This window comes from Mycolicibacterium sp. lyk4-40-TYG-92 (assembly GCF_030209435.1).
Classification (GTDB): domain Bacteria; phylum Actinomycetota; class Actinomycetes; order Mycobacteriales; family Mycobacteriaceae; genus Mycobacterium.
Genome location: NZ_JARVRX010000023.1, coordinates 67254 through 84870 on the forward strand (window position 1 = coordinate 67254; position 17617 = coordinate 84870).

A 17617-nucleotide genomic window follows, 5' to 3' on the forward strand; every position below is an offset into this window, starting at 1 on the left:
CTACCGAGCGGGTCCGACTCGTGCTCTGGTGCCTGCTGACTGCGAATCCACGCAGACCGCTACTCGCACAAATACGGCGTCAGTTCGCAGTCAACGCGAGACCCGAGCCAATCCACCACACTGGCAGGCATGGCACTGTTCGGACGCTCCGGCGACCTCTCGTACGACGACCTGCTGAACCGGATCACCGAACTCGAGCGCCGGGTCGCGACCTTGGAACGTGCCGGCCACGTTGGCAGCCCGAACCCGCCGGCCAGACCGCAACCGTCCGCGGGCCCCGGCGTCAGCCCCGAAGTCCTGCGACTGGCCGGGGCCGGCCAGAAGATCCAGGCCATCAAACGTCTGCGCGAGGAGACCGGGATGGGCCTGAAACAGGCGAAGGACATCGTCGACCGGCTGTGAGCCGGCCCACGCTCAATCCTCGAGCAGCACCTCGGTCGCCGCCAGCAGCGCGCACGTCGCCAGCCCATCGATGGCGAGGCGCAGGTCCGGCAACGGCGGGAAGGACGGCGCGATCCGGATGTTCTTGTCGTCGGGGTCCTTCTTGTACGGGAACGACGCGCCGGCCGCGGTCACCGCGATGCCGGCGTCCTTGGCCAGCGCCACGGTCCGCTTAGCGGTGCCCGGCCACACATCGAGGCTGACGAAGTAGCCGCCCTTGGGGTCGGTCCACGACGCGATCTTCGACTCGCTGAGCCGCTCGTCCAGAATCTCGGCGACCGCCGCGAACTTGGGCGCCATCAGCGCCTGATGCCGTTGCATGTGCAGCCGCACCCCGTCGGCGTCGCCGAAGAAGCGGACATGCCGGAGCTGGTTGACCTTGTCCGGGCCGATGGTCTTCTTCTCGGCGTGCTGCAGATACCACGCGATGTTGCCGAGCGAGCCGCCGAAGAAGCTGACGCCGCCCCCGGCGAAGGTGATCTTGGACGTCGAGGCGAACACGTACGGCCGGTTGGGGTTGCCCGCGGTGGTGGCCAGGCCGACGACGTCGACGTTCTGCACCGACTCGTGCGTGAGCGTGTGCACGGCATAGGCGTTGTCCCAGAACAGCCGGAAATCCGGTGCCGCCGTTTGCATCTGGACCAGCCGACGGGTGGCCTCCCACGAGTAGGTGACGCCGGTCGGGTTGCCGAAGACCGGCACGCACCACATGCCCTTGATCGCCGGGTCGGCAGCGACCAGTTCCTCGATGAGGTCGACGTCGGGGCCGTCCTCGAGCATCGGGACCGGGATCATCTCGATGCCGAAGCTCTCGGTGATCGCGAAGTGGCGGTCGTACCCGGGCGATGGGCACAGGAACTTCAGGACGGGTTCCTGCACCCAGGGGCGCGGCGAATCGACCCCGCCGTACAGCAGCGAGAACACGATGACGTCGTGCATCAACTCGAGGCTGGCGTTGTTGCCGGCGATCAGGTTCTGCACGGGCAGGCCGAGCAGCTCACCGAAGATGGCCCGCAACTCGGGCAGACCGTGCAGACCGCCGTAGTTGCGGGTGTCGGTGCCATTGCCGTCCAGGTAGGAGCCCGGGGTGTCCCCCGGCAGGCCGAGCATGGCGTTCGACAGGTCGAGCTGCTCTGCCGACGGCTTGCCGCGGGTCAGGTCGAGCGTCAGGTTGCGGGCCTGCAGTTCGGCGTAATTGCGCTGTTGCAGATCGTGCTGGGCCTGCAATTCGTCACGGCCGAGGGACAGAAACGACACGGCGCGCCTTTCGCATCAGATCGCGAAAACATAGGGGACCCCGCGCACCCGCCAGAGCCCATTGACCCTTGCTGCCTTCCGGCCCTGGGGGAGTTCACAGGATGGACGCCGCGCGGGGTCCGGCCATGAGTGTAGTACCCACCCAGTGGCACACGAGTAGGGCGTCGGATCCGGGTCGGGTACCCTTGTCCACGGAGGATTCGCCTAGTGGCCTATGGCGCTCGCCTGGAACGCGGGTTGGGTTAACAGCCCTCAGGGGTTCAAATCCCCTATCCTCCGCACTCGGTCCGGGGTGCGACCAGCTGATCAGCCGGTCGCACCCCGGATCCACATCGAAGCCAAAACCCCTCGAGGAGCAGCATGCGGCGGCCGGTAGCGATCATTTGGCACGCGTCGTTCCTGGTGCTCGCAGCCCTGCTGTACTTCTTCTTCGCACTGCCCCGCTGGAATGAGCTGACCGGCGACTGGTCGCACACCCTCGGCACCGCGATGCGCATCATCTGCGGTCTGGTCATCGCGTTGTCGGCGCTGCCGGTGCTGTTCACCCGCCAGCGCACCGCACTGCCGGAGTACGGCACCCCGCAACTGGCGCTGACCCTGCGCACCTGGTCGATCGTCCTGCACATCGTGGCCGGTGTCCTGATCATCGGCGCCGCCATCAGCGAGATCTGGCTGACCCTGGATCAGGCCGGCACCTGGCTGTTCGGCATCTACGGCGGCGCGGCCGGCCTGGCGCTGCTCGCCGCCCTGGCGTTCTACCTGGCCTTCGTCGCCGAATTGCCGCCCCCGCCGCCCGCGCCCCTGAAGGTCAACGACGGCAAGCGCCGCGGCCGGCGCAAGGGCAACGAGGCCGTCGCTGAGAGCGCACCCGAGACGGAAGCCGAGGCCGAAGAAAAGGCCGAGGAAGAAGACACGGAAGCGGCCGACGACGACGCGGCGGCAACCACCGAAGGCGACGACGCCGGTAACGCCGAGGCCGCCGAGTCCGATGAAGCGGCCAAGACGTCCGGCGAAGAGACCGCCGACACCAACGAGGACGAGGCTGAAGAAACGGTCACTGATGACGCCCCCGCCGGTAAGCTGCGCAACCGCCGCGCCGGCAAAGGTTCCGGCTTGTTCGGGCGCGGAGCCTAAGGGCCTACCTCAGGGCCATCACCTCGCAGTCCGGAGGACAGCACATGGGCGGGTTCCGCTTCTGCCGTCGGCTCGGCACCGCGGTCACCGCGGCAGCCGTTGCCGTGGGCTCCGTCAGCCTCGCCCCTGTCACGCACGCTGACGCGTCCGCGGCCGCAGCCGCCGTCGAACCCGCGACCGCGCGCGTCGACACCGTCATCAACTACCAGCACGCCATCGGCGCCGGCACCGGCTTCGTCCTCGACGCAGGCGGCGCGCTGCTGACCAACTTCCACGTCGTGCAGGGCGCCGACAAGGTCACCGCCACCATCGGTGGCCGGCCGTACCGGGCGGACCTGGTCGGCTATGACCGGCACCGCGACATCGCGGTGCTGCAGCTGCGCGGCGCGTCCGACCTGCCGGTCGCCCCGCTGGGCGACTCGTCGGCGCTCGCGGTCGGCGACGAGGTCGTGGCGCTGGGCAACGCCGACGGCAGCGTCAACTCACTGACCCATGAGGCCGGCCACGTCATCGGGCTGAACCGCACCATCACCGCCAAGGACGAGTTGACGGGCAGTTCCGAGCAGGTGACGGGCCTGATCCAGTTCGCCGCTCCCGTCCGCGCGGGCGATTCGGGTGGCCCGTTGGTCTCGGCGGACGGCCGGGTGGTCGGGATGACGGTCGCCGCGACGCTGAACTTCCACATGGGCCCGGGCGGCGAGGGCTTCGCGATCCCGATCAACGAGGCGCTGGCGACGGCCGCGCAGATCCGCTCCGGTGCCACATCGAACAACATCCACATCGGCCAGCCGACGCTGCTCGGCGTCGGTGTCGGCGGCACCGACGAGCAGTCGCAGCTGCCCGGCGTGCTGATCCGCGACGTGATCAGTGGCGGCCCCGCGCAAATCGCGGGGATGGTCCCGGGCGACGTCCTGGTGAGCATCGACGCCGTCACGGTGAGCTCGGCGGGTGCGCTCACCAGCGTGCTGGACCGGCACTACCCCGGCGACGTCGTCGAACTGTTCTGGATCGACCGCGCGGGCCAGCAGCACACCGCCAAAGCCGTGCTGACGTCCTGACACGCAACTTTCTGGCAAAAAAATCGACTAGCCCGTCAAAGTAGCTGGCTACCGGCACTGACCGGGTATGGGCGTTATGACCATTTGCCACCAAGCCCCGACGTGCCGTAATGCCGTTTTGCCGACTACGGAAGCCCTTGGCGGCCGCATTTTCGCGAGTTAGATTGACGACACATTCGGTTGTAAATGAGCCTTCGGTCACAGCTGTTCACGCGGCGGTTACCCGGTCAAAGGGAGTAGCCAAGTGGTCCACCTCTACGTGGAGGCGTACACAGCGATCTGGGCTGTGGTGACTCTGGCGACCTATCTCGTCGGCCGCAGGTTCAGCAACGACGAGCAACCCGACCATCAGGTCATCACCAGCGTGCTCGCCGGAGCCATGTGGCCCGTCGTCGTGGTCGGGCTCATGGAGGCGTTCACCGTCGCGTTGATGTCCGGTAGCCACGCGTGGCGTGACCCGGCGCCCGTGGAGCCGGCCTGCGTCGCTCCCGTCGCGCCGCTGCCGTAAGACTCAAGCCACCCCGCGCAGGTGGGACGCCGAAGCCCCGATGGTGGCCTGGTTGTCCCCGATCATGGTGTGCAGCAGGGCTTTCTGCTCGCGCAGCCCGCGGTCTGCGGCGCGGTCCGAACCGCCCGGCAGCACCAGCGCCGCGAGGCTGCGGACGCCGTTGACGGGGATTCTGAGTACCGGATACCACGGCGGCATGTAGGTCGGCAGCCCCAGCGTGCGCATCACCCGCGGGCCCAGGAAAGCCGTCGTGACCGACAGGTGCTGAGCCCACGCCAGCCGTCGGCGCAAGCCTTCCGCACCGCGGTAATGCCAGCTCAGCGGGTCACGCGCCATCGGCACCGACAGCTGTCGGGTGGTCTCGTCGGAGACTGCCAGCGCGGTGGACGTGTGATAGAGGATGCGCACGCTGTCCCGGAAGGATCGCGGCAGCCATTCGTCCTGCACGCCCATCAGCCAGCCCACGTAGCGCGTGAGGTGGGCGATGCCGCTCAATTCGGCAGGGGTGGCCACGATACCCATGGCCAGGCCTCCGAGAACCGGTGCGATCAGGGCGCCGACCAGGGTCGCCGCCATGTCGGTCTGATTGATCGGCAGGCCCCACTGCTCGACGCGCCAGTCCGGCATCGCCTGCACGTGTCTGCGCACCATCGCGTGCACGAACCGGACGCGGACCGTGGACCGGTATCCCGAGCCGAACTTGTCGAGTCCGCCGGGGTCGATCACATCGAGCGCCCACTGCATGGTCTCGGCGAAGCGCTGGTTGGAGCCCTTTTCCAGGGCGCCGGTGCGTAGCAGCGTCTGGTTGAACCCGGAGAACTGGTAGCCGCCCAGCAGGGCCACGTCCCGGGCGATGTACATGCCGTCGGCCCCGCCGCGGCGCAGGGTCCGTGCTCCCACCCGCAGCGCTTCGGGGTCGACCCAGTCAGGGGTGGCCTCGATCGATTCGAAGAACCGCCGCAGTGGCTCCGGCGCCTCCGGAACGGAGCCGATGCCGTCGGCGAGTGCGCGGTCGAACAGCGGCCGCAGCTGCTTCGTCCCCGTCTCCGACATCCAGGCGACCAGGGAATCCATGGGCTCGTCCCCGACGTTGAGGCGCTCGCCCAGCCGCTGCCACTGCGCCGCATCGGGTTTCCCGATGGCCAGCATGGTGGCGAACGAACTGATCGCCGCGGGCACCGGTTGCGGCCGGTCGGGATGACGTGCCGGGATCGGCAGGGACATCGTGCGCACTCCTTGTCGCCATTGACAACGTATGTAGTCAAACTAGGCGGTACCCGGGGTCTCGTCAATGGCAAAAGGCGCGCGAGCGCATAGGCTGGCCCTCATGTGGCGGGGAGAACAGTCCAGACATCAGCGTCGGAACGCAGTGGCAGCCGCGATCACGGCGCTCGGGATCGGCGTCGCATTCGGCGCGGCACCAGCCGCGACGGCGGCCGACGCCCCCGACCAGGTGGCGCTGACGACCATCGACGACATCGCGGCGGGCAACTATGCCGCCGTCACCGCCCGGTTCGACCCGGAGCTGCAGAAACGGTTGTCCCCCAAGGCGTTACAGCAGGTATGGGACGGCTACCAGCGCACGTTCGGGGCGTACCAGTCACACGGCGGCCCCGAGGACACCACGCGCGGCGACCTCACCGTGGTGAACGTCCCGCTGCAGATGGACCGCATGCCCGGCCAGTTCCGGGTGAAGATTCACCCCGATGGCACCATCGCGGCCGTGTACTTCCTGCGCGAAGGTGTGCCGGTCCCCTGACCGTCACACCAGGCGGGGGTCGATCAGTGTGACCCCCACCGGGCTCGCGGCGCCGAACTCCGGCAGCAGACGCGCGCCTTCGGTCAGCCCCACCACTCGCTCGACCAACGCCTGCGGGCGCAGCTTGCCTGCCGCGACCTGGTCCAGCATCTCGGGGTAGTCCGCGCTGGCCATGCCGTGCGAGCCCAAAACATCCAATTCCCAAGCGATTACGCGATCCATGGGCACCTGTGGATGCCCGTCGATGTTGGGCAGCAACCCCACCTGCACATGGCGCCCCTGTCTGCGCAGGCTGTGGATCGCATCGGCGCACGTGCCGGCGGTACCCACCGCGTCGACCGCGACATGGCTACCGCCTCCGGTGGTCTCGTGCACCGCGGCGGGGACGTCGGCGCCACCCGCGAGGACAGTCTCGGCCGCACCGAGGCTGCGCGCGAGGTCGAGTGCCGCCGGGGTGCGGTCGACGGCGATGACGTTGGCGCCGGCGGCGGCCGCCACCTGAACAGCGCTGAGGCCCACGCCCCCGACGCCGATCACCGTGACCCACTCACCGGGCTTGACGTCGGCACGGGCCCGCAGCGCGCGGTAGGCGGTGGCGAACCGGCAACCCAGCGCGGCGGCTGCGGCGTCGTCGATATCTTCGCCCACCGCAACGAGATTCGTGTCCGCGGCGTGCAGTGCCACGTATTCACCGAACGAGCCCCAGTGGGTGAATCCCGGCTGCGTCTGGTCGGGGCACACCTGGGCCTGGCCGCAGGCACACCATTCGCAGGTACCGCAGCCACACACGAACGGTGTGGTGACCCGGTCGCCGACGTGCCAGCGCCGGACGTCCGCCCCGACGGCGACCACTTCTCCGACCAGTTCATGTCCGGGGACGTGTGGGAGGGCGACGCCGTCGTCGTGCCCGGCCCAGGCGTGCCAGTCGCTGCGGCACAACCCGGTCGCGTGCACCTGCACCACGACACCGCCGGGTGACGGCGTCGGATCGGCAACCGAGCGAACGTCCACCGGCCCACCGAACTGCTCGAAGATCACCGCGCGCATCAGGTCATCGTTGCACGCCCCGGACGTGCCGGAGGCACAGCGGCGAGCAATGCGCGTGTGTACTCGTGTTCCGGATGCGCGAACAGCTCAGCAGCAGAGCGGTATTCCACGGATACGCCGCCGCGGAGCACCAGCACGTCATGGCTCATCTGCTCGATCACGGCCAGGTCGTGGCCGATGAAGAGGTAGGTCAGGTCACGTTCCTGCTGCAGCCGCGTCAGCAGGTCGAGCACCTTGGCCTGCACCGAGACATCGAGTGATGCCGTGGCTTCGTCGAGAATCAGCAACTCGGGCTGCACGGCCAGCGCCCGGGCGATGTTGACGCGCTGCCGCTCGCCGCCCGACAGTTCGTGCGGATACCGCGCGGCGTAGTCCGCCGGCAGTTCGACGGAGTCCAGCAGCTCGCGCACCCGCGCCCGCCGGTCCCTGCCGTTGGCCGTCAGAGGCTCGGCGATCGAAATGCCCACCGGGATACGGGGATTGAGTGACGAGAACGAATCCTGGAACACCAGACCGATGCGGCGGCGCACGGCCTTGCGGTCCCGGCGTTTGACGGTGAGCACATCGGTGCCGTCCAGCAGCGCGCGCCCGCCGTCGGGCACAATCAGACCGGTCAGCGCGGCCGCCACGGTCGACTTCCCCGAACCCGACTCCCCCACCAGCCCGAGCGTCGTGCCCCGGCGGATACGGAACGACACGTCCTTCACGGCGTGGACCACCATCCGGCCGGTCGGCGTGCTGACGGGAAACCTGACATCCAGATCGGCGACGTCGAGCAGTGTCGCGGTGTCCGGGACCTCGCGCGCGGGATGCCCCAAAACCGGCCTGGCGTCCAGCAATTCGCGGGTATAGGCCTGCTGCGGTGCCTCGAATATCGCGTCGACCCGCGCCTGTTCGACGGCCTCGCCGCCGCGCAGCACGGTGACGGTGTCCGCGACCTCGCCGATCACCCCGAGGTCGTGACTGATCCACACCACGGCGGTGCCGAACCCCCGCTGCAACTCCCGCACCAGAGCGATGATCTGGGCCTGCGTCGTGACGTCGAGGGCCGTCGTCGGCTCATCGGCGACCAGCAGCTCGGGGTCGCACGCCAGCGCGATGGCGATCATCACGCGCTGCCGCTGCCCGCCGGAGAGCTGATGCGGATAGCTGCGCAGCCGTCGTTGCGGGTCGGGTAGGCCGACGGCATCGAGGAGTTCCAGGGCACGCACGGCGGCGTGGCGACGAGTCAGATTCTTGTGCGTCTCAAGCGATTCGGTGATCTGCCGTTCAATGGTCAGCAGCGGATTGAGTGACGTCCCCGGATCCTGGAAGACGAAACCGATCCGGCCACCGTGTACGCGCCGCAAGGTCCGCGCCGGGGCGCCGACGAGTTCCTGTTGTCCGGCAAGGACACTCGAGCCCGTCACGACCGCACCTGGGGCATCGAGCAGTCCGGTCGCGGCCAGCACCGTCGTCGACTTCCCCGAACCGGACTCGCCGACGATGCCGAGCGTCTGCTCGGGCTCGACCGCCAGTGACACATCGCGCACGATGTCCCGTCGCCCGATCCGGACGGACAGATTGTCGACCGCCAGGACGCTCATGACCGCCGCCGTGCCTCGATCATGGTGCGCTGCTTGGGATCCAGGACATCCCGCAGCCCGTCACCGAGCAGGTTGCACGCCAGCACGATGACGACGATCGCTACGCCGGGGAACACCGCCATCCACCAGGCCAGAGTGACGAAACCCTGCGAATCGAAGATCATCCGGCCCAGCGACGGCCGCGGCGGCTGGATGCCCAGCCCGAGGAAGGACAGCGCGGCCTCGGACAGGATGGCGAACGCCAGCGACAGCGAGGTCTGGACGATGAGCGGTCCGGTGATGTTCGGCAGGACGTGCCGACCCAGGATGTAAGCCGTGCCGGTGCCCATGGTGCGCGACACCGCCACGTACGGCTCCTCCCGCACCGACAGGGTGCTGGCCCGCGTCACCCGCGCGAAGATCGGCACGTAGACGACGCTGATCGCGGCGATCGTCGTCGCCAGCCCGGGCCCGAGCACCGCGACGATCGCCATGGCCAACAGCAGCACCGGGAACGCGAACATCACGTCGACGACCCGCATCACCACGGTGTCCAGCCAGCCACCGCGGTAACCGGCCATGACGCGCAGCGCGGTCCCGACCAGCGCCGCGCATGCCACGCTGACCACCGCCACCGTCATCGATGCCTGCAGGCCCGTCAGCACCCGGGACAACACGTCGCGGCCCAGTTCGTCGGTGCCGAACCAGTGCGCGCCGCTGGGCGGCCGCAGCGCCTGCGGCACGTCGACGTCGTTGATGCCGTAGGGCGCCAGCCGGCCGGCGCCGGCGGCGATGACCACGGCGGCGGCCACGACCGCGGCGCTGAGCGCCGTGACGGGATTCGTGGGCCGTCTCATGACAGCCGAATCCGCGGATCGACAAGGGCGTAAAGCACATCCACCACCAGGTTGACCGTCAGGAACAGGACGGCGATGAGGAGCACCGCGCCCTGGATCACGGGATAGTCGCGCGCAGCCACCGACAGGTAGACCAGCCGGCCCAGGCCCGGCCAGGCGAACACCACCTCGACCACGATGACGCCGCCGAGAATCGTCGCCAGCTGGATACCGGTGATGGTGAGGATGGGCACCAGGGCATTGCGCACGACGTGCCGCAGGGTGATCACCCGTGGCGGCAGACCTTTCGAGCGCGCGGTCCGGACGTAGCCCATCGCGGACACCTCCAGCACCGCGGAGCGGACGTAGCGCGTCATGATCGCCGCCGCCACCAGACCCACGGTCAGGCCCGGGAGGATCACGTGGCGCAACCAGCCCGCCGGATCGCCGAACAGCGGCCGGTAGCCCGATGTCGGCAACCAGCCCAGCGTGGTGGAGAACAACGAGATGAGCAGGATGCCCAGCCAGAAGTCCGGAACCGACACTCCGAACTGGCTTGTGACCCGGACGATCACGTCGCTGAGCCGGCCCTCGTGCGAGGCCGCGTAGATACCGGCCGGCAGCGCGATCACCAGCGCCGCCGCGATGCCGACCACGGCAAGAGAGACGGTGGCGGGCAACCGCTCGGCCAGGACCTGGGCCACCGGGTCGCCGCTGCGGAAGCTGACGCCGAGATTCCCCGTCGCAGCATGGCCGAGGTAGCTGACGAATTGCGCGGGCAGTGGCCGGTCCAGACCGCTCGCATGCCGCAGGGTGTCGTACGCCTCGGGGGTGTACCGCGTCCCCAATGCGATGCGCACCGGGTCACCGGGAACCAGATGGGCCAGGGCGAACACCACGATGAGGACGCCCACCAGAACCACCAGCGAGTAGACGAGCCGACGGGCCAGGAACCGCAGGATTGTCATGGCCGGTCACCGCCGAGTACCGCGTCCCGGAACCGAATTGCCTTGTCGCGCCTGGCCTCGTAGCCGGTGAGCCGTGGCGACCAGGCCTGCACCACAGCCGGGTTGTACAGGTAGAGGTAGCTCACCTGGTCCGCGATGAGCGTCGCCGCCTGCGTGTAATCCTGGTGCCGCGCTTGCGGATCAATCTCGGTACGGCCGGCGTCCAGCAGCGCGTCGACGCGCGGGTCCGAGAATTTCTGGGCATTGCTCGCACCCCCGGTGTGGTGCTGCGCGTAGTAGAAATCGTCGGGGTCGATGTTGCCGAGCCACCCCATCATCAGCATGTCGAAGTGGCCGCTGTGCTGCTCGTCGAGCCACGTCCCGAAATCGACGGTGCGAATGGTGACCCGGATGCCCAGCGGTGCAAGGTTGTCGGCGATCACCTGGGCAGCGGTCACCGTCTGCGGGTACTCGCTGGTGACCAACAGGTCCATGGCGGTCGGCGCCGCGCCGGCCTGCCGCAGCAGCGCTTTGGCGTGGTCGATGTCGTAGCGGTACTTGTCGTAGGGCGTGTACCACGGGTTGCCCTGCGGGATCGCGAGCTGATTTGCCTGCGCCGCACCGTAACTGGTGGCCTGCACGATCGACGCCCGGTCGACGGCGTACGCGACGGCCTGCCGCACCCGGACGTCCTGCCAGGGTGGCCGGGCCTCGTTGAGCGCCAGGTACCAGTAGTCGTTGCTCGGCGTCACCGCGAGGTGGATCGAATCGTCGCCCCGTAACTGGGCGATCCGCTGCGGCGGCACCGCGTCGGTCCAGTCGATCTCACCGGCCTGCAGCGCCGACAGGGCCGTCGACGGCTCGCTGATGAAGCGGAACGTCACGCCCGGAATCCGTGGGGCTCCTGCCCAGTAATGGGGATTTGCGCGCAACGTGATCGCATCTCCGCCGCGCTGGCTGACGAAGGAGAACGGCCCGGTGCCGATTGGGTGGGCGGCAATCTGCCCGTCCTCCACATTGCGCCGCTGCACGATCGCCACGCCCTTGAACCCACCGAGATTGGTCAGCAGGTTCGGCGTCGGGTGGGCCACGGTGATCCGGACCGTGTAGTCGTCGGTCGCGGTGACGTCGGTGATGGCGCTGAGCTTGTCGGCATTGGCCAGCTTGCCGTCGATGATCCGGCGGTAGGAGTAGACGACGTCCGACGCGGTGAGCGGGCTGCCGTCGTGGAATGTCACCCCGGGCCGCAGGTGGAACGTCCAGGCCAGTTGATCAGGCGTGACATCCCAGGATTGCGCGAGGGCGGGCCGCATGTGCAGATCGGCGTCCGGCTCCACGAGGGTGTCGAAGACGTTCTCGAGTACCTCGAAGGAGAAGTACGCGCTGGTCTTCTGCGGGTCGAGCTGGTCGGGCTCGCCGGAGATCGCGGCGATCAGGTATCCCGCGTCCCGGCCCAGGTCAACGCGCTGCGCGGGCGCGCAGGCCGTCACAATGACGACGGAAACGACGGCGAGCACCGCCGCAACCAGTCGCATGTCCGTCACTTCCGGGCCGGGGCCGGCAGACATCGGAGGCCGGCGCTCTCCTGCCGTCCCCGTACCCGCCGGGATGCCGGTTCACACCTGGCATCGATATGTGCAGTTCAGGGTGCGGAGGAACATCGAACTGAGCTAAGATGCCGAGCGGACGTTTCTTCCTAACGTCCGCTCTACATGAGAGAAGTTGGTATATGCCACAGGGAACTGTGAAATGGTTCAACAGTGAGAAGGGCTTCGGCTTCATCACTCCCGACGACGGGTCCAAGGATCTGTTCGTCCATTACTCGGAGATCAAGAGCAACGGCTTCCGCACCCTCGATGAGGGCCAGCGAGTCGAGTTCGAGGTCGGTCAGGGCAGCAAGGGCCCGGCTGCGACCGGAGTTACTGCGGTCTAACTGAGCCGCAAAGCTCAGCGGGCTGGTGCGGAACGTTTCGCGCCAGCCCACAATTCTTTCTCCACGCCGTCGGCGGATGCTCAGGCCTGTGACCTGGGCATCCGTCCGACTGTGTGAGTACCGGAGGTTCTCCGGCCAGGAACACCTGCGCTCGGGCGCGCCCTAGAGCCACCCGAGCGCACGTGCGCCGTTGTGAAGCACCATCGCGCCGATGACGACCATGACCACCGCCATCAGCGCGGCGTTGTTCTTCTCCATCCAATCTTTGAGCCGCCGCATCGTGTCGTCGAGGCGCGCGCCGGCGACGGCGTAGGCCACGGTGGGGATCGCCACGGTCGACGCGGCGACGATCACGAAGAAGGCCGCGGCCAGCCAGTCACCCTCGAGGCCGAGGCCTGCCGTGCCGATCGCCAATCCAGCTGGCACACAGATCAATACGACGTCGGGGCGCACCACCACCAGCGCCGCACCCATCGCTGCCGCACGGGCCGGGGTGACGGTCGCGATCTTCTTCATCCAGCCCGGCGAGTCGGTGCTGTCATGCCGGGTGAACCAGCGGTAGATGCCGAAGACGATGAGCGCGACGCCCAGCACCACCCGCAGCCACGAAGCCCACTCGGGCGGCGACTTGTGGTCATGATGCGCGCCTCCCAGCAGGTGTGAGGCCTGGACACAGACGGCCGTCACCACGGCCAGGCCGACCGCCCAGCCGGCGAGGAACGCCAGTCCGGTCGGCCGGGGTCGCGGCGCCTGCAGAACCAGCACCGCCGGGATGACGGTGATGGGCGACAACGCCACCACCAGCCCGAGCGGAACCAGCCCGGTCAACACGGTGCCCCAGCTTCCAGTCATGGGCAGCAATCTACCCAGTCGATCGCCCCGGAGCCGCCGTGATCGTCAATATGCGTCAGTGCACGATTTCAGCGAACCATTTCAGTGAAATCTAGCTACCAAACAGCGGACACCGGTAGGTTGCCAGTTACTAGGTGATATTCACACTGGAGAGGCGGCTTCGTGCGACAGCAGCAAAATATTTCAGTTGCCGTCAGCGACTCATCGGAGCGCCAGGTGAACAACCGTCCGTGGCATGGAAAGCCGGTCCGGTACCTCGCTCTGCTGGCACTGCTGGTCTCGGCATCGGCGCTCGGCTGTGGCACCGATGACCTCCAGGCGCTGCCCAGCCCGCAGGGCGCGGCGCACACCTGCGCGCCGTGAGGCCCTAGGAGTCCTTGAGGTCCCGGTCTTTGCTCGGTTGTACGCGCTTCGGTTCGCCCGGCATCTTGGGGTAGTTCGGCGGGTACGGCAGATCGCCGAGCCCCCGCTCCTCCTCATCCGCCTGCACCATGTCGAGCAACGGCTCCAGAGAATGCGCCACGTCGTCGATGCCCGCCCACGGATCGTCGCGCTGCGCAAGCAGTTTCGGCACGGTCGCCATGGTGTAGTCATCGGGATCGGCGTCGGCGAGCTCGGTCCAGGACAGCGGCGTCGACACGGTCGCGATCGGCGTCTTGCGCACCGAGTACGCCGAGGCGAAGGTCCGGTCCCGCGCGTTCTGGTTGTAGTCGATGAACAGCCGCTCGCCGCGTTCCTCCTTCCACCACGACGTCGTCACCGCATCGGGCGCGCGCCGTTCCACCTCGCGGGCCAGGGCGATGCCGGCCCGGCGCACCGCGATGAAGTCCCACTCCGGCTTGATCCGGACGAAGACGTGCACGCCCCGACCGCCTGACGTCTTGGGGTATCCGATCAGGCCGAGCTCGTCGAGGATCGGTTTGAGCACCCCGGTCGCGATCTCCCGGGCCTCGTTGAACCCGGTACCCGGCTGCGGATCGAGGTCGATGCGCAACTCGTCGGGATGTTCGACGTCCGGGCAGCGCACCTGCCACGGGTGCAGCGTGATGGTGCCCATCTGCGCGGCCCAGATGATGGCAGACGGGTGGGTCACCTTGAGCGCATCGGCGGTGCGGCCCGACGGGAAGGTCACCGTGCAGGTCTTCAGGTAGTCCGGATGCTTTGCCGGAACCCGCTTTTGGTAAATCTCCTCACCCTCGATGCCGTCGGGGAAGCGTTGCAGGTGAGTGGGCCGGTCCCGCAGCAGCGTCACCATCCGGTCGGCAACCGCCAGGTAGTAGTCGACCATCGTGCGTTTCGTGCCCTTGCTCCCGAGCTTCGGGAAGTACACCTTGTCGGGGCTGGTCAACCGGACGGCGACGCCGTCGACGTCGAGTTCTTCTGCGGCGCTTGCCATCAGTGCTCCACCCCGTCGCTTCGCTCGCCACGGCCGTTCTCCAGGACGTCATACAGGTCATAGTTGAGCGGCGCGTCTAGCTGATCGAAGGTACAACTCTGCGGGTCCCGGTCGGGGCGCCAGCGCCGGAACTTCACGGTGTGCCGGAACCGTCGGCCATGCACGCTGTTCCCCTCCATCTGGTCGTATGCCACCTCGCATACCCGCTCGGGGCGGATCGGAATCCAGGTCTTGTCGGCGGCCGAATTCCAGCGGCTCGGTTCACCGTCCTGGGCGTCACCGGTGCGTAGTGGCTCCAGTTCCGCCAGCAGCGCGATGCGGTCTTTGACCGTGAATGACGCTGCACCACCGACCATGTGGAGATCGCCACCGTCGGTGTAGAGCCCGAGCAGGATCGACCCGATGCCCTCACCGCTCTTGTGGATGCGATAGCCGATCGCCACACAATCCGCGTCCCGGGCGTGCTTGACCTTGACCATCTCCCGCTTGCCCGGCAGGTACGCACCGTCGAGCCGTTTGGCGATCACGCCGTCCAGTCCCGCGCCCTCGAACGTGGTCAGCCAGTGCGCACCCAGTTCGGGGTCCTCGGTGGTCCGGGTGACGTGGCACCACTGCTTCTCACCCACCAGGTCCTGCAGTGCGGCCCGGCGGACCCGAAACGACTCGGCCAGCAGACTGCGGTGGCCGTCGGCCAGCGCGTCGAAACCGATGAAATGCGCCGGCGTCTGCTCGGCCAGCATCTGCACCCGGCTGGCGGCGGGATGGATGCGCTGGCTCAACGATTCCCAATCGAGCCGGATGCGGCCGTTGATCTCCCGCGGCACCACCACCTCACCGTCGAGCACACAGCGCGGCGCGGTCTCGTCCCGTAGCGCCGCGAGCAACTCAGGGAAGTACCTGCCGAGTTCTTTGCCGTTGCGCGACTGCAGCACCACCTCGTCACCGTCCCGGAACACCAGAGCCCGGAACCCGTCCCATTTGGGCTCGTAGGACCACAACCCCGCCTCGTCCGGCACCTTCGCCGCGGCCTTGGCCAGCATGGGGTCTATCGGTGGCTGCACAGGTAGGTCCACACTCTTCATACTCACGTAGACCGGCGCGGGTGGGCAATCTCATCGCGCGGCGCGTTACATTGCGGTCGTGTCCCATTCCCCCGCCGGCCGGTTCGCGCCGAGCCCGTCCGCCGACCTGCACATCGGCAACGTGCGCACCGCGGTGCTGGCGTGGTTGTTCGCGCGGTCCACGGGTCGGCGGTTCCTGCTGCGCGTCGAGGATCTGGACGACCGCACGTTCCCCGATGTGGCGCAGCGCCAACTGGACGATCTGGCGGCCGTCGGGCTGACATGGGACGAACCGCCCGAATACCAGGCCTCCCACGAGGACCGCCATCTCGCCGTCGTCGATGACCTCACCGAGCGCGGCCTGACGTTCGAATGCTTCTGCAGCCGAAAAGACATCCTGCAGGCGCCGCGGGCCCCGCACGCGCCGGAAGGCGCGTACCCGGGCACATGCCGCAATCTCAGCGACGATGAGCGCGCCCGGCGCCGAGCCACCGGCCGACCGCCGGCCATCCGATTGCGTTCGGACACAAACGAATACACCGTCACCGATCTGCTGCACGGGACCTACACCGGCGTCGTCGACGATTTCGTGCTGCGCCGCGGCGACAACGTCCCGGCCTACAACCTGGCCGTCGTGGTGGACGACGCCGCCCAGGGCATCGATCAGGTGGTCCGTGGCGACGACCTGCTCTCGTCGTCTCCGCGACAGGCGTATCTGGCTGCGCTGCTGGGCCATTCGCCGCCCGCCTACGCGCACGTGCCGCTCGTACTCAACGCCGACGGCAAGCGGCTGGCCAAACGCGATGGCGCGGTGACGGTTTCGGAGATCGGCGCAGAATCAGCGTTGGCGCAGATCGCCGCGTCGCTGGGCTACACCGCCACCACACTCGACGGCATGCTGGCCGAGTTCGATCCGGCCAGGCTGCCACGCGCGCCCTGGATTTTCCGGCCTTAACTGCAGCGACCTACACCCGCCGCGGCACCCCGAAGACCTTGGCCAGGATGAACCCACGCAGACCCGCTGGGATGTTCGTCAGCAGCGCCGCCTGCAACTTGGGTCCCAGACCGACGATGTACCGCGCCTTGGGCCGCCGCGCGGTGAGCGCTTCCTCCACCACCGCAACCACTTTCGCCGGGTTGACGGCCATCTTCTGCGACAGCGGAATCATCTTCTTCATACCGGCGATGTGCCGGCCGTACAGCGCGTGGTGCGCCGGCGAGACACCGGCCTCGAGCTCGGTGACCATGTCGTCGGCCTTGCGCCACATGTCGGTATCGGTCTGCGCGGGCTCCACGACCACGACCGGAACGCCCCAGGGCCGCAATTCGATTCGCAGCGCCTCGGCGCCGGCTTCCAGCGCGAACTTCGATGCCGCATAAGCGCCCAGCATCGGCGAGGACAATTGCCCGTTGACGCTGGAGATGAACACCACGCGGCCGCGGGACTCCCGCAACTTGGGCAGCACCGCCGCCGTCACCGCGAACTGACCGACCACGTTGACGTCCAACTGCTTGCGCCAGTCCGCCGGGGTCAGCGTCTCGACGGGGCCGGCGACCACGATGCCGGCGTTGTTGACGACGGCGTCCAGCCGGTCCGGCAACGCGGCCGCCAGTGCCTCGACATCATCGTCGGACGTGACGTCGAGGATGACGGCCGAGATCCGTTGTGGCGCCTGCGCCACGACGGCCGCCGCGTCGTCCTTGGAGCGCACCCCGGCGATGACGTCCCACCCGGTGGCGGCGAGGTGCTGGGTGATGGCCAGCCCGATACCGCGGCCGGCACCGGTGACGAGAACTGAAGGCATGTTCGCGAGGGTAATGGC

The 17617-nt window shown here is 68.1% G+C and carries 19 protein-coding genes, 1 tRNA gene and 1 other RNA gene; 9 read left to right on the forward strand and 12 right to left on the reverse strand.

The window, feature by feature from the left end:
• Positions 1 to 129 precede the first annotated feature (129 nt).
• Positions 130 to 402, forward strand: a complete 273-nt coding sequence (locus QRN63_RS27130) for a ribosomal protein L7/L12 (RefSeq protein ID WP_285034037.1) — start codon at positions 130 to 132, stop codon at positions 400 to 402.
• Between the two features lie 12 nt (positions 403 to 414).
• Here QRN63_RS27130 and QRN63_RS27135 read toward each other — a convergent pair whose 3' ends face one another.
• Positions 415 to 1698, reverse strand: a complete 1284-nt coding sequence (locus QRN63_RS27135; RefSeq protein ID WP_285034039.1) for an aspartate aminotransferase type Ic — start codon at positions 1696 to 1698, stop codon at positions 415 to 417.
• A 28-nt stretch (positions 1699 to 1726) separates the two neighbouring features.
• An RNA gene (gene ffs, locus QRN63_RS27140) (signal recognition particle sRNA small type) lies at positions 1727 to 1823 on the reverse strand.
• Between the two features lie 68 nt (positions 1824 to 1891).
• Here ffs and QRN63_RS27145 point away from each other — a divergent pair.
• The 4 genes from QRN63_RS27145 (at position 1892) to QRN63_RS27160 (ending at position 4398) form a co-directional block, all read left to right on the forward strand.
• Positions 1892 to 1977: transfer RNA gene (locus tag QRN63_RS27145), tRNA-Ser, on the forward strand.
• Between the two features lie 81 nt (positions 1978 to 2058).
• Positions 2059 to 2832: a lipid uptake coordinator LucA gene (gene lucA / locus QRN63_RS27150; RefSeq protein WP_285034040.1), complete on the forward strand. Its 774-nt coding sequence runs from the start codon at positions 2059 to 2061 to the stop codon at positions 2830 to 2832.
• 44 nt (positions 2833 to 2876) lie between these two features.
• Positions 2877 to 3890 carry a S1C family serine protease gene (locus QRN63_RS27155; protein ID WP_267319510.1) on the forward strand — a complete coding sequence of 338 codons (1014 nt, stop codon included), beginning with the start codon at positions 2877 to 2879 and terminating at the stop codon, positions 3888 to 3890.
• Positions 3891 to 4134: 244 nt separating this feature from the next.
• A complete protein-coding gene (locus tag QRN63_RS27160; RefSeq protein ID WP_285034042.1) occupies positions 4135 to 4398 on the forward strand; it encodes a hypothetical protein in 264 nt (87 codons plus the stop codon).
• Positions 4399 to 4401: 3 nt separating this feature from the next.
• Here the strand turns inward: QRN63_RS27160 and QRN63_RS27165 are convergent, their stop codons facing one another.
• Positions 4402 to 5622 carry an oxygenase MpaB family protein gene (locus tag QRN63_RS27165; RefSeq protein ID WP_285034043.1) on the reverse strand — a complete coding sequence of 407 codons (1221 nt, stop codon included), beginning with the start codon at positions 5620 to 5622 and terminating at the stop codon, positions 4402 to 4404.
• A gap of 145 nt (positions 5623 to 5767) precedes the next feature.
• On the opposite strand from QRN63_RS27165, the gene QRN63_RS27170 reads away from it, so the two are divergent.
• Positions 5768 to 6157 (forward strand): DUF3887 domain-containing protein, encoded by a 390-nt coding sequence (locus QRN63_RS27170; RefSeq protein ID WP_285034045.1) that lies wholly within the window; start codon positions 5768 to 5770, stop codon positions 6155 to 6157.
• Between the two features lie 3 nt (positions 6158 to 6160).
• On the opposite strand, the gene QRN63_RS27175 is transcribed toward QRN63_RS27170, so the two are convergent.
• The 5 genes from QRN63_RS27175 to QRN63_RS27195 are packed head-to-tail and all read right to left on the reverse strand — an operon-like array spanning position 6161 to position 12087.
• Complete coding sequence (locus tag QRN63_RS27175) at positions 6161 to 7204, reverse strand: zinc-binding dehydrogenase (RefSeq protein ID WP_285034046.1); 1044 nt, start codon at positions 7202 to 7204, stop codon at positions 6161 to 6163.
• Positions 7204 to 8790, reverse strand: a complete 1587-nt coding sequence (locus QRN63_RS27180) for a dipeptide ABC transporter ATP-binding protein (protein ID WP_285034048.1) — start codon at positions 8788 to 8790, stop codon at positions 7204 to 7206. Before QRN63_RS27180 ends, QRN63_RS27175 begins: the two co-directional genes overlap by 1 nt.
• Positions 8787 to 9626, reverse strand: coding sequence for an ABC transporter permease (locus QRN63_RS27185; protein ID WP_285034049.1), 840 nt, complete (start codon positions 9624 to 9626; stop codon positions 8787 to 8789). Before QRN63_RS27185 ends, QRN63_RS27180 begins: the two co-directional genes overlap by 4 nt.
• Positions 9623 to 10573, reverse strand: a complete 951-nt coding sequence (locus QRN63_RS27190; protein WP_285034051.1) for an ABC transporter permease — start codon at positions 10571 to 10573, stop codon at positions 9623 to 9625. The genes QRN63_RS27185 and QRN63_RS27190 overlap by 4 nt, the downstream gene beginning before the upstream one ends.
• Positions 10570 to 12087 carry an ABC transporter substrate-binding protein gene (locus QRN63_RS27195; RefSeq protein ID WP_285034052.1) on the reverse strand — a complete coding sequence of 506 codons (1518 nt, stop codon included), beginning with the start codon at positions 12085 to 12087 and terminating at the stop codon, positions 10570 to 10572. The genes QRN63_RS27190 and QRN63_RS27195 overlap by 4 nt, the downstream gene beginning before the upstream one ends.
• Before the next feature lie 194 nt (positions 12088 to 12281).
• On the opposite strand from QRN63_RS27195, the gene cspE reads away from it, so the two are divergent.
• Positions 12282 to 12485: a transcription antiterminator/RNA stability regulator CspE gene (gene cspE, locus QRN63_RS27200; protein ID WP_043402873.1), complete on the forward strand. Its 204-nt coding sequence runs from the start codon at positions 12282 to 12284 to the stop codon at positions 12483 to 12485.
• Positions 12486 to 12647: 162 nt separating this feature from the next.
• On the opposite strand, the gene QRN63_RS27205 is transcribed toward cspE, so the two are convergent.
• On the reverse strand, positions 12648 to 13337 hold the full coding sequence (locus tag QRN63_RS27205; protein ID WP_267319518.1) for a GAP family protein: 690 nt from the start codon (positions 13335 to 13337) through the stop codon (positions 12648 to 12650).
• Positions 13338 to 13553: 216 nt separating this feature from the next.
• Between QRN63_RS27205 and QRN63_RS27210 the strand changes: the two genes are divergently transcribed.
• Positions 13554 to 13700 (forward strand): hypothetical protein, encoded by a 147-nt coding sequence (locus QRN63_RS27210; protein WP_285034055.1) that lies wholly within the window; start codon positions 13554 to 13556, stop codon positions 13698 to 13700.
• Positions 13701 to 13704: 4 nt separating this feature from the next.
• On the opposite strand, the gene ligD is transcribed toward QRN63_RS27210, so the two are convergent.
• Positions 13705 to 14733, reverse strand: a complete 1029-nt coding sequence (ligD, locus tag QRN63_RS27215; protein WP_285034057.1) for a non-homologous end-joining DNA ligase — start codon at positions 14731 to 14733, stop codon at positions 13705 to 13707.
• Entirely contained in the window at positions 14733 to 15815 is a 1083-nt protein-coding gene (locus QRN63_RS27220; protein WP_267319521.1) for an ATP-dependent DNA ligase, read from the reverse strand. The genes ligD and QRN63_RS27220 overlap by 1 nt, the downstream gene beginning before the upstream one ends.
• A gap of 58 nt (positions 15816 to 15873) precedes the next feature.
• On the opposite strand from QRN63_RS27220, the gene gluQRS reads away from it, so the two are divergent.
• Positions 15874 to 16749, forward strand: a complete 876-nt coding sequence (gene gluQRS, locus QRN63_RS27225) for a tRNA glutamyl-Q(34) synthetase GluQRS (protein WP_285034058.1) — start codon at positions 15874 to 15876, stop codon at positions 16747 to 16749.
• Between the two features lie 10 nt (positions 16750 to 16759).
• Here gluQRS and QRN63_RS27230 read toward each other — a convergent pair whose 3' ends face one another.
• Positions 16760 to 17599 (reverse strand): SDR family NAD(P)-dependent oxidoreductase, encoded by an 840-nt coding sequence (locus QRN63_RS27230; protein ID WP_285034059.1) that lies wholly within the window; start codon positions 17597 to 17599, stop codon positions 16760 to 16762.
• Positions 17600 to 17617 lie beyond the last annotated feature (18 nt).

Excerpts from the sequence above, each read along its gene's own strand:
- QRN63_RS27130 (WP_285034037.1), top strand. The coding sequence starts at position 130 with ATGGCACTGTTCGGACGCTCCGGCGACCTCTCGTACGACGACCTGCTG.
- lucA (WP_285034040.1), top strand. The coding sequence starts at position 2,059 with ATGCGGCGGCCGGTAGCGATCATTTGGCACGCGTCGTTCCTGGTGCTC.
- QRN63_RS27155 (WP_267319510.1), top strand. The coding sequence starts at position 2,877 with ATGGGCGGGTTCCGCTTCTGCCGTCGGCTCGGCACCGCGGTCACCGCG.
- QRN63_RS27165 (WP_285034043.1), bottom strand. The coding sequence starts at position 5,622 with ATGTCCCTGCCGATCCCGGCACGTCATCCCGACCGGCCGCAACCGGTG.
- QRN63_RS27175 (WP_285034046.1), bottom strand. The coding sequence starts at position 7,204 with ATGCGCGCGGTGATCTTCGAGCAGTTCGGTGGGCCGGTGGACGTTCGC.
- QRN63_RS27180 (WP_285034048.1), bottom strand. The coding sequence starts at position 8,790 with ATGAGCGTCCTGGCGGTCGACAATCTGTCCGTCCGGATCGGGCGACGG.
- QRN63_RS27185 (WP_285034049.1), bottom strand. The coding sequence starts at position 9,626 with ATGAGACGGCCCACGAATCCCGTCACGGCGCTCAGCGCCGCGGTCGTG.
- QRN63_RS27190 (WP_285034051.1), bottom strand. The coding sequence starts at position 10,573 with ATGACAATCCTGCGGTTCCTGGCCCGTCGGCTCGTCTACTCGCTGGTG.
- QRN63_RS27195 (WP_285034052.1), bottom strand. The coding sequence starts at position 12,087 with ATGCGACTGGTTGCGGCGGTGCTCGCCGTCGTTTCCGTCGTCATTGTG.
- cspE (WP_043402873.1), top strand. The coding sequence starts at position 12,282 with ATGCCACAGGGAACTGTGAAATGGTTCAACAGTGAGAAGGGCTTCGGC.
- QRN63_RS27205 (WP_267319518.1), bottom strand. The coding sequence starts at position 13,337 with ATGACTGGAAGCTGGGGCACCGTGTTGACCGGGCTGGTTCCGCTCGGG.
- ligD (WP_285034057.1), bottom strand. The coding sequence starts at position 14,733 with ATGGCAAGCGCCGCAGAAGAACTCGACGTCGACGGCGTCGCCGTCCGG.
- QRN63_RS27220 (WP_267319521.1), bottom strand. The coding sequence starts at position 15,815 with ATGAAGAGTGTGGACCTACCTGTGCAGCCACCGATAGACCCCATGCTG.
- QRN63_RS27230 (WP_285034059.1), bottom strand. The coding sequence starts at position 17,599 with ATGCCTTCAGTTCTCGTCACCGGTGCCGGCCGCGGTATCGGGCTGGCC.